Genomic DNA, 13,472 nt, shown 5'->3' on the forward strand with positions numbered 1-13,472 from the left:
CAGCCCGGACGGTTGGCGCCGTCGCGGGCTGCACTTACTTGCGGCCGAACTTAGCCCGTCACGCGAGGCCCGGAATCAAACGAGGCCAGTCTTCTTCAAAGAAGGCCACCACCGTCGAACGGCCCCTGCCGCATCGATCAAGGTGGTGGAAGGGCGGTCGAACGGCCCCTGCCGCACCGATCAAGGTGGTGGAAGGGCGGTCGAACCGCCTCCTGGCACCGATCTCGGTCCTCGCGGGCGGTCGAACCGCCTCCCGCTCCCCATGCACTCTCGCGGCGGACGCTCATCGATCGGCTCGAGACCTATCACCTGCACCGTCCGCGGAAGAAGCCACGACGGGCCAAGGCGCGCAGAGAGCAGCAATCCGGCGGTGACCATCGCGAAAGAGCGTTGAACGGGCGGGCGCGTTCCGGGCACAAACGGGGAGCCACCGCCCGCGGCTTCTCACCAAGCGCCCGGACCCTTCGCTCGTGAAGGATCCGGCTGCCCGGAGGTCTCATGCTCGTTTCATCGCGTTCGCGTTCCGCCGCCCGAGCCTCGCTGTCCGCCGTCACCTTCGCCCTCGCCCTGCCAGGCGCCGCCTCGTTCACCGGCTGCTCCGGGAGCGACGAGCCCGAGGAGCCCCAGGCCGCCGGGAGTAGCCCCACGTTTCACAAGGACGTCGAGCCCATCCTGCAGAGGAGCTGCATGGGCTGCCACTCCGCGGGCAATATCGCGCCCTTCAGCATTACCTCGTACGACGACGCCAAGGCTGTCGCGGCGCTCATGGTCCAGACGACCAAGGCGGGCACGATGCCGCCCTTCGCCGTGCGTGACACGGACGAGTGCTCGACCCGCCACGCGTGGAAGGGCGACATCCGCCTCTCCGACGAGGAGATCAGCACCCTGGAGGCCTGGAGCAAGGCCGGCAGCCCCAAGGGTGATCCCAAGGACGCGCCCGCCGCGTTCGTGCCGAAGAGCCCCGACCTGCCGGGCACGACCCTCGAGGTTCACCCGAAAGAGCCCTACGTCACCTCCGGTGAGCAGGACGAGTTCCGCTGCTTCGTCATCGATCCCGGGCTCACGGAGGACCAGTACCTGAACGGTCTACAGATGGTGCCCGGCAACGACAAGGTCGTTCATCACGGGCTGATCGCCATCGATCCGGAGCGGTCGATCGCGAACCTGGCCGGCCCCGACGGGAGCTTTCCGTGCGGCGATGGCGAGGAGCCGGCGGGCTCGGACCTGGGCGCGCTCCCGCTGCTCACCGCCTGGGCTCCCGGCACGGACCCGGTCGATCTGCCCGAGGGGGTGGGTCAGCTGATCCCGAAGGGGTCGCTCATCATGATGCAGATCCATTACCACCCCGCCGGCACCACGGCCGACCCGGACCTGACGCGCATCCAGCTCAGGCTCACCAAGGAGAAGCCGAAGTACGGCTTCCTGTACCACCTGATCGGCAACTTCGACGACCCGGTCAACGAGTTTGGCTTCGGGCTGCTACCGGGTCCGGGCGACAAGAACGGCGTCGAGTTCCTGGTCCCCGCGGACAGCAAGGACCACGTGGAGACGGAGCAGTTCACGATCCCGGCCGCGGACTCGCCCGTGGCGCAAGAGATACCGTTCCCGCCGGGCATGCGCATCTATGGCGAATTCCTGCACATGCACTACCTGGGCTTCGACCAGAAGGTGACGGTCACGCGGGCGAACGGCTCGCCCGATCAGCCGAAGGAGGAGTGCCTGGCACACGCGCCGAAGTGGGAGTTCGCCTGGCAGCGCTCGTACTCGTACGACGCGCCCATCGAGTCGCTCCCGACGCTCGAGCCGGGCGATGTGCTCCAGATCCGGTGCACGTACAACAACTCGACGGAGAACCCGTACGTGGTCAAGGCGCTCAAGGAGGCTCATATGAGCGCGACGATCGACGTGGCTTACGGCGAGGGGAGCACGTTCGACGAGATGTGCATCGCCGGGCTCTCGCTCGTGTACCCGATGCCTTGACGGGAGCGGGAGCGGCGGCGGAGGTGGGTGCGGGAACGGAGGCGCTCCCTCCTTTGGCGGGGCTTCATCCGCTCCCGCCCGCCCGGTGCTCGGCGGGCGCTCAGCCCTGCTTGCGGGGCGCCTTGAGCGAGAGCTTCAGCAGCACGTCGTCGCGGATCAGATCGTCCTGCTTGCCCGGATAGACGATGCCGAAGTCCTTGCGGTTGATCACGAACTCCGCGCTGCCCGACACGGCATCGGCGCCCTCGGTGATGGTCGCGGGGAAGGTGATCGTCTTCTTCACGCCGTGCAGATCGAGCTCGCCCGTGATGGTGTGCGTCGCGCCCTTCTCGCCGCCGGCCTTGATCTCGGTCGAGGTGAACGTCGCCTTCGGGTACTTCTCGACGTCGAAGAAGTCCGGCGACTTGAGGTGGCCGTCGAGCTTCTCGGCGTCGCTCTTCACCGACGACGCGTCGGCCTCGACGGTGAGCTTGCCGCCCGCGGCCTTGCCGCCGGCGAGCGTGATCGAGCCCGAGATCTTCTCGAATTTGCCCTCGTGTTTGCCCGTGACCTTCGAGCCGACGAAGCCGATGGTCGAGGCGGCCGCGTCGAGGGGCAGCGCCTCGGTGGGGCCCGAGGGCGCGGCGGCGGCCTGGGTCTGCGCGGGCGCGGCGGTCGAGATGGTCGCCTTGGGCTTGTCCTTGGTCGGATCTTCGCACCCCGCGAGCGAGAGCAAGAGCGCGGCGGGGAGGGCGATGCGAGCGAAACGAGCGGTGAGCATGAGAGACAATCTCCTTATTGGTCAGCCAAACTGCACAGAACGTCTCGTGAACGAGCCATAGGTGAGCCCCGTGATGGGGAACTGCACCGGCTCGCTCACGTCGATCGACGCCCCCATGGCGGCGACGACCGGCACGAAATGCTCGTGTGTCGGGAGCGCCATCCGCACGCCCGGCGCGCGGGCGCGGTACTCGATGAGCGCGCCCACGTCGCGGCGCGAGAGGACCTCGGCGCACCATGCGTCGAACTCCGTGGCCCAGGGCTGCGCGACCGCATCTCCGCGCCAGTCTGCCGCGCGGAGGTTATGGGTCAAGAAACCGCTGCCGACGATCAACACCCCCTCGTCGCGGAGCGGCGCGAGCGCTCGCCCCATCTCGAGGAGCGGAGCTGGAGAGAGCGTCGGCAAAGAGATCTGGAGCACCGGGACGTCCGCGCCGGGGTACATGCAGAGGAGCGGCACGTAGGCGCCGTGGTCGAGCCCGCGGCGAGGCGCCTCGGCGACCGGCCCCAGCGGGCCGAGCAGCTCCCGGACGCGCCGCGCGAGCGCGGGGGCGCCGGGCGCGGGGTACTCCACCTGATAGTACTTCTCGGGGAAGTTGTAGAAGTCGTAGACGAGGGGCACGGTCTCGGTGGCGCCGAGCGTGACCGGCGCGTCCACCCAGTGGGCCGAGATCATGAGAATCGCCGTGGGGCGCGGCACCGCCTGCGCCCAGGCGGCGAGCTCGGCGACCCACGCGCGATCGTCGAGCAGGAAGGGAGAGCCGTGCGCGAGGAACAGGGCCGGCATGCGCCCCTCGCGCGCCTTGTGCTGAGTGTCGGACATCGAACCTCTCTCGGCCGCGGTGGACGTGGAGCTCGACGCCGGAGCCGGGCCGGGCGCGGTCGACGTCGAGCGCCCGCAGGCGCCGGCGATCGGTGCGGCCCCGCCCGCGGCAAGGAGGAGCCTCAATGCAGCCCGGCGATCCATGATGAGCCCACCCTAGGTCGTTTCCGATAGTGGTACAATGACCCTGCAATGAAACGCCAGGTTGCCAAAGCGGAAACGATCGACGCGAATGTGAGCGATTTGCGGGCCTTCTGCCTGGTGGTCGACCTCGGATCGATCACGGCGGCGGCGAAGACGCTGGGCGAGACGAAGGGAAGCGTCAGCCGCCGCATCACGCGCCTGGAGCACGCGCTCGGGGTGGAGCTGCTCCGCCGCAGCCCGCGGCGCGTGCAGGCGACCGAGGACGGCCTCGCCTACCGAATGCGCGTCGGCCGGGCGATCGAGCTGCTGGAGGACGCGAACGTGGCGGTGCAGCAGGCGCGCTCGAGGCCGCGCGGGCACCTGCGCGTGACGGCGCCGTTCGATCTCGGGCTGAGCATCCTGGCGCCGCTCTCGGCCGGCTTCGCTGAGCGCTTCCCCGAGATCTCGCTGGAGCTGCTGCTCACCGAGGCGCTCCTCGACTTCGACGCCCACCAGGTCGACGTGGCCCTGCGCGCGACCTCGATCCTCCCGGACTCGTCGCTCATCGCCCACAAGCTGCAGCACATCGAGGTCGGCCTGTTCGCGGCGCCCTCCTACCTCCGCAAGCACGGGGCCGCGCGCCGGCCCGAGGACCTCGCGGGGCACCGGCTGCTGCTCGCCCAGACCGCGCGCGGCCACGCGACGATCGCGCTCTCGGCGCGCGACGGCCGCGATCGCGCGGAGCTCCGGGTGCGCGCGGCGATCTCGGCCTCCGATTTCTCGTTCTGCCGCGAGGTCGCGCTGGCCGGGGGCGGGATCGCGCTGGTCCCCGCGATCAACGTGCGGGGCGACCTCGACGCGAAGCGGCTCGTGCCCGTGCTCAAGGACTACGCGATCCACGGCGCCGCCTCCCTGTACCTCGTCCACCCGGGGACGCGCTTCCTGCCGTCCAAGATCCGCGCCTTCCGCGATTACCTGCTCGACGCGTTCGGCGTCCCGGGACGGCGCGAGGCCCCCGCCGCGGCGCGGTAGCGGGCCGCCCCCTCCGCGCCTGCTCCCGCCGGAGGGAGGCGGGCCGTGCTCGCGCCGGAGCAGCGGATCACCACCGGCTGTTGCTGGGGAAGCAGCGCGGCCTTGGCCCGGCCGTCCCGCGGCCGGCGGGCGCCGCGCGACGGCGGGCGCTGGCCGCTGGACGGCGCCGTCCACGGGCGAGCGGCGCGGCGGCATGGGCGTTGCTGGTCATGGCGAGACGATCCCGAGGACGGGCCGCGAGCCATCGGCTCCGCGAGGCCCATCCCGGCGTCTCCCGAGCGCTCCTCTCCCCCGCCGGCTGGGCGGCGGGCGGGGCGGCGCCTGGGCAGCAGCAAAACGGCACCGCTTCCAGCCGCGCACCGAGGTCCATCTGCGCTCGTTCATCGACAGGATTCGCTCACTCGCGACGTTCGCGGCGCTCTCTGCGCTCTCTGCGCCGATTGCCTCGTCCGGGTGCAAGCGCGACGGCGAGGCGAGCGCCGCTGCCACGCTGGCCCCGGACGCCCCGATCCCAGCCGAGATCCCGCGCGAGACGCGGCTCAGCATCGGTGATCCGACGGTGCAGAAGCAACTCCAGCTCTCCGGCGACATCGACAGGCTGCCGTTCCGCGTCGACTGGCAGAACATCAGCGGAGGACCGCAGACCATCGAGGCGTTCCGCGCCGGGGTGCTCGACGCGGGCGCGGTCGGCGACACGCCGCCCATCCACGCCACCTTCACCGGGGTCGACGTGAAGATCCTCACCGTGCAGGTGCGGGAGAAGCCCATCTACGAGCTGGCCACCGCGCCGGGCGCGCAGGTAGCGTCCATTGGCGATCTCCGCGGCAAGAAGATCGCCTATTCGCCGGGACAGGCGCAGGGCGCGCTCGTGCTGCGCGCGCTGAAGAAGGCCGGGCTGTCGCAGAAGGACGTGACGCTCGTCCAGCTCGGGAGCACCGAGTTCAAGGAGGCGCTCACCAGCCGCCAGGTCGACGTCGCGCCGCTGTCCGGCGTCACCCTGCTGCGTTATCTCAACGAGTACCGCGCCGAGGGCGCCTCGTCGATCGCGCACGGCGTCCGCGACAACCTGGGCTTCCTTCATGTGCGCGCCGAGGTGCTCAAGGACGCTCACAAGGCGGCCGCGCTGGTCGACTACGCGAAGTGGCGGGCCAGGGCCCAGCTGTGGGCCTACGCGCACCCGGAGGCCTGGATCGAGGCATATTACGTCAAGGATCAGGGCCTCTCGGCCAGGGAAGGGCGCTTCCTTATCGAGGCCTCCGGCAAGCCGCAGTACCCGGGCGACTGGTCCGAGGCGATCGCGCTGACCCAGGAGACAGCCGATCTGCTGGCCGAGGCCTCCGGCCAGAAGCGGTTCGAGGCCAGGACGATCTTCGACCTCCGATTCCAGACGATCGGAGCGGAGGTGGCCGGCGCCGCCGAGGGCGCCGGACCGACGGACCGGCCGGCGACGGCCGACAGGAGCACTCCATGACGACCGCACTGCCCACGAGCGCCGCCTCGCCGCGCCTCGCCAGCTTCCCGGATCTCACCGCGACCGCGGACGTCTCCGCGCCGCCGTCCGGCGCCCCGACCGGCCGCCGCGTGTCCAGCCGCCGCTTGCGGCGCCGCCTGGGCCCGGGGCGGCGCATCCCGTACGGCCTCGCGCTCGGCCCGGCGCTGCTGCTCGCGCTCTGGGCCGCCGCCTCGGCGACGGGCGCGCTCGACGCGCGCGTGCTCTCCGCGCCGTGGACCGTGGTGACCACGGCCCACGAGCTGATCGCCGACGGGCGGCTCCTGTCCAACCTGCTCACGTCGGCGCAGCGGGCCTTCCTGGGGCTCGCGCTCGGGGCCGGCCTGGGCACGGTGCTGGCGCTCCTCGCCGGGCTGACGCGCGTCGGGGAGGCGCTGCTCGACGGGCCGGTGCAGATCAAGCGTGCGATCCCGACGCTGGCGCTCATCCCGCTGCTGATCCTCTGGTTCGGCATCGGCGAGCAGATGAAGGTGCTCACCATCGCCCTCGGCGTCGTCATCCCGGTCTACGTCCACACCCACGCGGCGCTGCGCACCATCGACGCGCGCTACGTGGAGCTGGCCGAGACGGTCCGCCTGACGAGGTGGCAGTTCATCCGGAAGGTGGCGTTGCCGGGGGCGCTTCCGGGCTTCCTGATGGGCCTGCGGCTGGCGGTGACCGGCGCGTGGCTGGCGCTCGTGGTGGTCGAGCAGATCAACGCCACGAGCGGCATCGGCTACATGATGTCGCTGGCGCGCTCGTACGGGCAGACGGAGATCATCCTCCTCGGCCTCGTCGTGTACGGGCTGTTCGGCCTGGCGTCCGACTCGGCCGTGCGGCTCATCGAGCGAAAGGCCCTGTCATGGCGCCGCATCCTGGCCGGCTGACGGCGGCCCCGCCCGCGGTACGGATCCGCGGCCTGGTCCGCCGCTTCGGCGCCCGCGTGGTGCTCGACGGGATCGACCTCACGATCGAGCGGGGCGAGTTCGTCGCGCTGCTCGGCCGCAGCGGATCGGGCAAGAGCACCCTGCTGCGGGCGATCGCCGAGCTGGACGACGAGGTGACCGGCTCGGGCGAGCTGCACGTGCCGGACAACCGGGCGGTCGTGTTCCAGGACACGCGGCTCTTGCCGTGGGCGCGGGTGCTCGACAACGTGATCCTCGGGCTCGACGTGCCGCAGGCCCGGGAGCGCGGCCTGGACGCGCTCGCGGAGGTGGGGCTCGCCGGGCGGGAGCGCGCGTGGCCCGTCGAGCTGTCCGGCGGCGAGCAGCAGCGGGTGGCGCTGGCGCGGTCGCTGGTGCGCGATCCGGAGCTCGTGCTGGCCGACGAGCCGTTCGGCGCGCTCGACGCGCTGACCCGCGCGCGCATGCACGACCTCCTGCGCGAGCTGTGCGCGCGGCACCGGCCGGCCGTGCTGCTGGTGACCCACGACGTCGACGAGGCGATCGCGCTCGCCGATCGGGTGCTGGTGCTCGAGGGCGGCCGCATCGCCGAGGAGCGGCGGATCGATCTGCCGGCGCCGCGGCCGCTGCGCGATCCGCGGTTCCTCGCCCACCGCGAGTCGCTGCTTTCGGCGCTGGGGGTCGCGCCGGGCGCGGCCGCTGCCGGAGATCCTGACGCGAACCCTGAACTGGAACGGAGTGCCCCGTGACCCAACGACCCGGACAGCTGCATCTCAACGCGTTTCTCATGAGCGTCGGCCACCACGAGGCCTCGTGGCGCTTGCCGGAGAGCGATCCGTTCGCGAACACGAGCGTCGCGCACTTCAAGAAACTGGCCCGCATCGCGGAGCGGGGGAAGCTCGACTCGGTGTTCCTCGCCGACAGCCCGGTGCTGTGGAACAACGTCGGCCGCAGGCCGGCCGGGACGCTCGAGCCGACGGTGCTCCTCGCGGCGCTCGCCGGGGTGACCGAGCACATCGGGCTGATCGCGACCGCCTCGACGACGTACAACGAGCCGTTCAACCTGGCCCGGAGGTTCGCCTCGCTGGACCACCTCAGCGGGGGGCGGGCGGGCTGGAACATCGTCACGACGGCGGGCGTGGACGCGGCGCGCAACTTCAACCTGGACGAGCTGCCGGCGCACAGCGACCGGTACGCGCGGGCGGCGGAGTTCATCGATGTGTCGCTGAAGCTGTGGGACAGCTGGGGCGACGACGCGCCGCTCGGCGACAAGGAGAACGGCGTCTGGGGCGATGACCGCAAGATTTACCCGCCGCGGCACGTGGGGCGGTACTTCAAGGTCGAGGGGGCGCTCAACGTGCCTCGCTCGCCGCAGGGGTATCCGCTGCTCGTGCAGGCCGGCTCGTCGGACGACGGCAAGGAGCTGGCGGCGCGGTACGCGGAGGCGGTGTTCACGGCGCAGCAGACGCTGGAGGACGCGCAGCGGTTCTATGTCGATCTGAAGGGGCGCGCGCGCGCGCTGGGGCGCGATCCGGGGTCGATCAAGATCTTGCCGGGGATCGTGCCGGTCCTCGGCGCCACGGAGGCCGAGGCGCACGCGCTCGACGCCGAGCTCGATCGGCTCATCAAGCCGGAGTATGCCAAGCGCCAGCTCGCGCAGACGCTGCGGGTGAAGCCGGAGGAGCTCGACCTCGACGCGGAGCTGCCGCGGGATCTTCCGAGCGAGGATCAGATCGAGGGGGCGAAGAGCCGGTACACGCTGATCGTGAGCCTGGCGCGGCGGGAGCGGCTGACGGTGCGCCAGCTGATCGGGCGGCTGGGCGGCGGCCGCGGCCACCGGACGTTCGCCGGCGCGCCCGAGCAGGTGGCGGACGCGATCCAGCACTGGTGGGAGCAGGGGGCGGCCGATGGCTTCAACGTGATGCCGCCGGTGCTGCCGTCGGGGCTCGAGGCGTTCGTCGAGCACGTGGTCCCGATCCTGCAAAGACGCGGGCTGTTCCGGACGGAATATGCGGGGAAGACGTTGCGGGACAACTATGGGCTGCCGAGGCCGGCAAACCTCAACCCGGCAAACCTCAACCTCGGTCCGGATCTGGTCGCGGCGGCAGAGTGATGTGAATTACAATAAACCTCAACCTCGGTCGAATAAACCTCAACCTCGGTCGGGGAATGGACCAGGCAAACCTCAACCTCGGTCGGGGAATGGACCAGGCAAACCTCAACCCCGGTCGGGATCTGGTCGCGGCAGCAAAGTGAGATAAATCACATTGAACCGCAACCCCGGTCGGGGATCGACCCGCACCGTTGCTCGCCCTTTCCGTTTCGTGGTGTGCTGAGGCGCATGGTCGCCTCGAAGCTCGTCGCGGTCCTCTCCACATGCACCCTCGCGCTGGCCGCCGCCGCGACGGGAGGCTGCACCGCCTCGGACGGTGATGCGGAGCCAAAGGCAGACTGCTCGCTGCAGGGACAGAACCAGTTCCTGTTCGAGCTGATGAAGGACGCCTATCTCTGGTACGACGGCGTACCCGACCTGGACTATCGGGCGTACCCCTCGCCCGAGGCGCTGCTCGTGGATCTCGTCACCGAGCCGCGAGACCGCTGGAGCTACATCTCGACCAAGAGCGTCGACGACGCCTTCTTCCGGGAAGGGCAGACCCTCGGGTTCGGCATGCGGTGGAGCTTCGACCAGGAGGACAGCCTCCGGCTCGCGCTGGTCCAGCCGGGCTCGCCTGCCGGAGCGGCCGACCTCCGGCGGGGCGACGCGGTTGTGGCGATCAATGGGATCGACGTCGAGCAGGTCGTGAGCGACGACCTCTGGGAGGAGCTCGCGGGCCCCGACGAGGAAGGGCACGAGATGTCGCTGACGATCGAGCGCGCGGACGCCGAGGCCTTCACGGTCGCGCTCCGGAAGGCGTGGTATGGCATCACCACGGTCGTGAGCCCGCGTGTCCTGCAAACAGGGTCCGCGACCGTCGGATATCTCATGCTCACCACCTTCATCGAGCCTTCGGTGAGCGAGCTCGACAGCGCCTTCGCGCTGTTCAGGGAGAGCCAGGTCGACGAGCTGGTGCTCGACCTGCGCTACAACGGCGGTGGGCGCCTCTCCGTCGAGAGGCACCTCGCGAGCCTGATCCACCGGCCGGCGGAGGCCGGCGCGCTGCTCGACATCACCGCGCACAACGACAGGCACGTCGACTGGGACAAGCGGGAGACGTTCGACGACCTCGACCAGCCGCCGCTCCCCCTGTCCCGGCTGGTCGTCATCACGTCCGGCGGGACGGCCTCCGCGAGCGAGTCGCTGATCAACAGCCTGCGCGCCTACATGGACGTGAAGATCGTCGGCTCGACCACGCACGGCAAACCCGTCGGCATGTACGGATGGGACAACTGCGATATGGTCGTGCACCCGATCGCGTTCCGGGTGCTCAACGCGAAGGAAGAGGGCGATTTCTACGATGGTCTCCCCCCCGACTGCGCCGCCGACGACACGCTCGGCGCAGAGCTCGGCGACGCGGGCGAGACGTGCCTCGCCGAGGCCCTGCACCTGCTGGAGCACGGCGAGTGCTCGACCGCGGCGCAGCCGGACGGGGCGGGCGAGCGCCGCGCCTCGCCACCGCGGGAGATCCCGTGGCGCGGCCTCCGCCGCGAGGTCGGCGCGCTCTGAGGCGCCGCCGCGCCGGCCAAGCGCGGCGCGGTGCGGTCGAGCGCGCGCCGGCGGCGTCCCGGCGCGAAACACCGCCGCTCCCGGCTTGACACCCTGAGCGGCTTGACGGAGATTCCTCCGCCATAGCGGAGACTGGGCCGCGGCCAGGAGGGAATGTCATGAGCCTGCAACTCGGAAGCATCGCGCCTGATTTCGAGCAAGAGTCCACGCACGGGACCATCCGATTCCACGAGTGGGCCGGGAGCTCGTGGGTGATCCTGTTCTCGCATCCGAAGGATTTCACCCCGGTTTGCACGACCGAGCTCGGCGCGGTCGCCAACCTCAAGGCGGAGTTCGACAAGCGCGGCGTGAAGCCCATCGCGCTCAGCGTCGACGACGTCGACTCGCACAAGCGCTGGTCCGTGGATATCGAGGAGACGCAGCGAACGAAGCTGAACTACCCGATCCTCGCCGACGTGGACCGGAAGGTGTCGGGCCTTTACGGGATGATCCACCCGCAGGCGAGCGACACGCTCACGGTGCGCTCGGTGTTCGTCATCGATCCGAACAAGAAGATCCGCGCGACGTTCACGTACCCGGCGAGCACGGGGCGCAACTTCGACGAGATCCTGCGCCTCATCGACTCGCTCCAGCTCACGGACAGCCACTCCGTGGCGACGCCCGCGAACTGGAAGGACGGCGATGACGTGGTGATCGTCCCCTCGCTCCAGGACCCCGCCGTTCTCGCGCAGAAGTTCCCCAAGGGGTACAACGCCGTCCGCCCGTACCTGCGCCTCACCCCTCAGCCCAACCGCTGATGCGGCGTGGCGCCGCCCGCGCGCGCGAGGCGTCGACGCGACGCCTCGCCGCGCTCGCCCTCGTGTTGCCGGCACGGGGACGAGCTGGCCGACCCGTGGCGGTTCAGCGATCGCAGCGCCGCGCCGCGGTCGGCGACATTCGATAACGGTGTTTACTTTCTCTGCATCACCGATTGTCCGCGGCCGGCCCCTCACAACAACGTCTTCATCCATCACCACCGGAAGGTCGTGATGGATACGGGCAGCAACTTCGGCGAGGACGGCCCCTGGTCGCAGGTCTGGAACCCATCGACCGGCCGGGCCGAGCAGGACGGATCACGTTATGTGAGCATGATCTGGCTCCGCGGCGATGCGTTCGGGAGCCCGTGGACCGGAAATGGGTTCACGTCGTACACCGCCCGCGGGTGGAAGGACGGCCCCACCCCAAGGAGACCGTCGATTTCGGCAAGACCTTCGAGACCTGGCCGGCGGGGTCGGCCTACCCGGATCACTTCTTCTTCGGTGATCCGCACATCAACTATTACGAGGGCACCGCCGAGTTCGACGACGTGAAGCTCTACCTGCCGGACGACGGGTAGCGCCCGCTCCGGCGGGCGGCGCTGGCCGGGCGCGGCTCCGGCGGTGGCGGTCTCACCCAGACGAGCCGACCCGGAGCCTCCGGTCGAGCGCGTTCACTTGGGCGTGCACCCCGACGAGAGCTTCAGGAGCGGTCCCGGTGTGCAGGAGTCCAGGCCGAGCCGGAGGTCGGCCACCAGGTGATCGAGCGCCAGGAGCGGCGCCGGCGCCCCGGCGTACTCGTAGAGGTGCGACGTCTCGAGGCCATCGCGGCGCAGGCGCACCGACGTTGCGCCGCCGTCGGCGCAGTCAGGGCAGCCGTAGCGGTCGTCGAGGGCGACGCCCGAGAGCGCGTCCTCGATCTCGTCGAGCTTTCGCGTGCCTTCGTCCGTCAGCGTCGCCAGGTTCGAGCGGGGACAGCTCTTGGCGTGCGTGCAGGCCGTGAGCGAGAGCTCTGCGCCATCGCGGGACACCGTCGTGATGCACTCGCCGGCGCAGAGACCGAAGGAGTATTTCGTGGAGAGCCAGATCCCCTCGGCCTCGGATGAAGCGCCGAGCGACTGTTGCTCAGGCGCTGCCTCCTCCTCGGAGCCGAGAGCGCAGCCGGCGGCGAACGGGAAGCTAGCGACCAGCGCAAGGACCTTGAAGAGCGTGTTCGGTTTCATGCCAGCGGCAGACGGCAACCGCTGTGCCACGAGCCAGGACACCGCGTGTGGCTCCGGTGCAGGCAGCGTGCTGCGGACGGGCAGAACAAGACTGCACGCCCGCCCGGTTGCGCGAGGCAGGCGAGCTCGCCGGAACGCGGCGTGCGGCCTGGCTCAGCCTGCGCAGCGGCATGGATGTCAGACCTCGCACTTTTCGCGAGCGAAGCGGTGCTGATCCCACGGCAGCTCGATGCGCTCGCCAGCAGGCGTCTCCACGGTGACCGGCGCTGCGCCGAGCGCGGCGACGACGTGCATCTCTTCCTCACCCGTGTTCGCGATCTGGTGCGGGACGCCCGCCGGCACGATGAGCGTCGAGCCCGGGCCGAACGTGAGGGCCACTCCATCGATCTCGCATGTCCCGGAACCGCGGAGGACGACGATCACCTCCTCACATGCGTGCCGGTGACGCGGCGTTTGCGCGCCCGGCGCAATGGTCTGCATCCACACCTCGAGCGTCCGGAGGCCGTCGCGAGGGCCGGCGAGGGTCTGGTGGGCGAGCCCGGGCAGGCTGAGCTTCTCGATCGAGGCGATGTTCAGGACAGTCATGGCTTGATCCTCCACGGCGGCATCGGGCGCGGGTCTGCCCATCGCGACAGGCCGTCGCGACAGGCCGCCCTGCTCGCTGGATACGGCAGCTCTCCGCC

13 protein-coding genes are annotated in these 13,472 nt (G+C 70.3%); 9 read left to right on the forward strand and 4 right to left on the reverse strand.

What is annotated here, in order from left to right:
- Positions 1-498 precede the first annotated feature (498 nt).
- Positions 499-1,980: a hypothetical protein gene (locus WME73_RS00930; RefSeq protein WP_437914460.1), complete on the forward strand. Its 1,482-nt coding sequence runs from the start codon at positions 499-501 to the stop codon at positions 1,978-1,980.
- A gap of 100 nt (positions 1,981-2,080) precedes the next feature.
- On the opposite strand, the gene WME73_RS00935 is transcribed toward WME73_RS00930, so the two are convergent.
- Both WME73_RS00935 and WME73_RS00940 read right to left on the reverse strand, forming a co-directional pair.
- Positions 2,081-2,740 (reverse strand): YceI family protein, encoded by a 660-nt coding sequence (locus WME73_RS00935; RefSeq protein ID WP_437914461.1) that lies wholly within the window; start codon positions 2,738-2,740, stop codon positions 2,081-2,083.
- 21 nt (positions 2,741-2,761) lie between these two features.
- Positions 2,762-3,562, reverse strand: a complete 801-nt coding sequence (locus tag WME73_RS00940) for a dioxygenase family protein (RefSeq protein WP_437914462.1) — start codon at positions 3,560-3,562, stop codon at positions 2,762-2,764.
- A 234-nt stretch (positions 3,563-3,796) separates the two neighbouring features.
- Here WME73_RS00940 and WME73_RS00945 point away from each other — a divergent pair, with 234 nt between their 5' ends.
- From WME73_RS00945 to WME73_RS00980, 8 genes are all read left to right on the forward strand, one after another.
- A complete protein-coding gene (locus WME73_RS00945) occupies positions 3,797-4,717 on the forward strand; it encodes a LysR family transcriptional regulator (RefSeq protein WP_437914463.1) in 921 nt (306 codons plus the stop codon).
- Between the two features lie 559 nt (positions 4,718-5,276).
- Complete coding sequence (locus WME73_RS00950; protein WP_437859713.1) at positions 5,277-6,188, forward strand: ABC transporter substrate-binding protein; 912 nt, start codon at positions 5,277-5,279, stop codon at positions 6,186-6,188.
- Positions 6,185-7,093, forward strand: a complete 909-nt coding sequence (locus WME73_RS00955; protein WP_437743667.1) for an ABC transporter permease — start codon at positions 6,185-6,187, stop codon at positions 7,091-7,093. The genes WME73_RS00950 and WME73_RS00955 overlap by 4 nt, the downstream gene beginning before the upstream one ends.
- Positions 7,069-7,857 carry an ABC transporter ATP-binding protein gene (locus tag WME73_RS00960; protein WP_437859733.1) on the forward strand — a complete coding sequence of 263 codons (789 nt, stop codon included), beginning with the start codon at positions 7,069-7,071 and terminating at the stop codon, positions 7,855-7,857. The genes WME73_RS00955 and WME73_RS00960 overlap by 25 nt, the downstream gene beginning before the upstream one ends.
- Positions 7,854-9,221, forward strand: a complete 1,368-nt coding sequence (locus WME73_RS00965; RefSeq protein ID WP_437914464.1) for an LLM class flavin-dependent oxidoreductase — start codon at positions 7,854-7,856, stop codon at positions 9,219-9,221. Before WME73_RS00960 ends, WME73_RS00965 begins: the two co-directional genes overlap by 4 nt.
- A 228-nt stretch (positions 9,222-9,449) precedes the next feature.
- The gene (locus tag WME73_RS00970) at positions 9,450-10,772 is read left to right on the forward strand and encodes a S41 family peptidase (RefSeq protein WP_437743670.1); all 1,323 of its coding nucleotides are present in this window, start codon (positions 9,450-9,452) and stop codon (positions 10,770-10,772) included.
- 158 nt (positions 10,773-10,930) lie between these two features.
- Complete coding sequence (locus tag WME73_RS00975; RefSeq protein WP_437590251.1) at positions 10,931-11,569, forward strand: peroxiredoxin; 639 nt, start codon at positions 10,931-10,933, stop codon at positions 11,567-11,569.
- A gap of 404 nt (positions 11,570-11,973) precedes the next feature.
- Entirely contained in the window at positions 11,974-12,147 is a 174-nt protein-coding gene (locus WME73_RS00980) for a hypothetical protein (RefSeq protein WP_437914465.1), read from the forward strand.
- 93 nt (positions 12,148-12,240) lie between these two features.
- Here WME73_RS00980 and WME73_RS00985 read toward each other — a convergent pair whose 3' ends face one another.
- Positions 12,241-12,789 carry a hypothetical protein gene (locus WME73_RS00985; protein ID WP_437743671.1) on the reverse strand — a complete coding sequence of 183 codons (549 nt, stop codon included), beginning with the start codon at positions 12,787-12,789 and terminating at the stop codon, positions 12,241-12,243.
- 177 nt (positions 12,790-12,966) lie between these two features.
- Positions 12,967-13,374 (reverse strand): cupin domain-containing protein, encoded by a 408-nt coding sequence (locus tag WME73_RS00990; RefSeq protein ID WP_437743672.1) that lies wholly within the window; start codon positions 13,372-13,374, stop codon positions 12,967-12,969.
- Positions 13,375-13,472 lie beyond the last annotated feature (98 nt).

This window comes from Sorangium sp. So ce302, from assembly GCF_051530145.1.
GTDB lineage: Bacteria > Myxococcota_A > Polyangia > Polyangiales > Polyangiaceae > Sorangium > Sorangium cellulosum_B.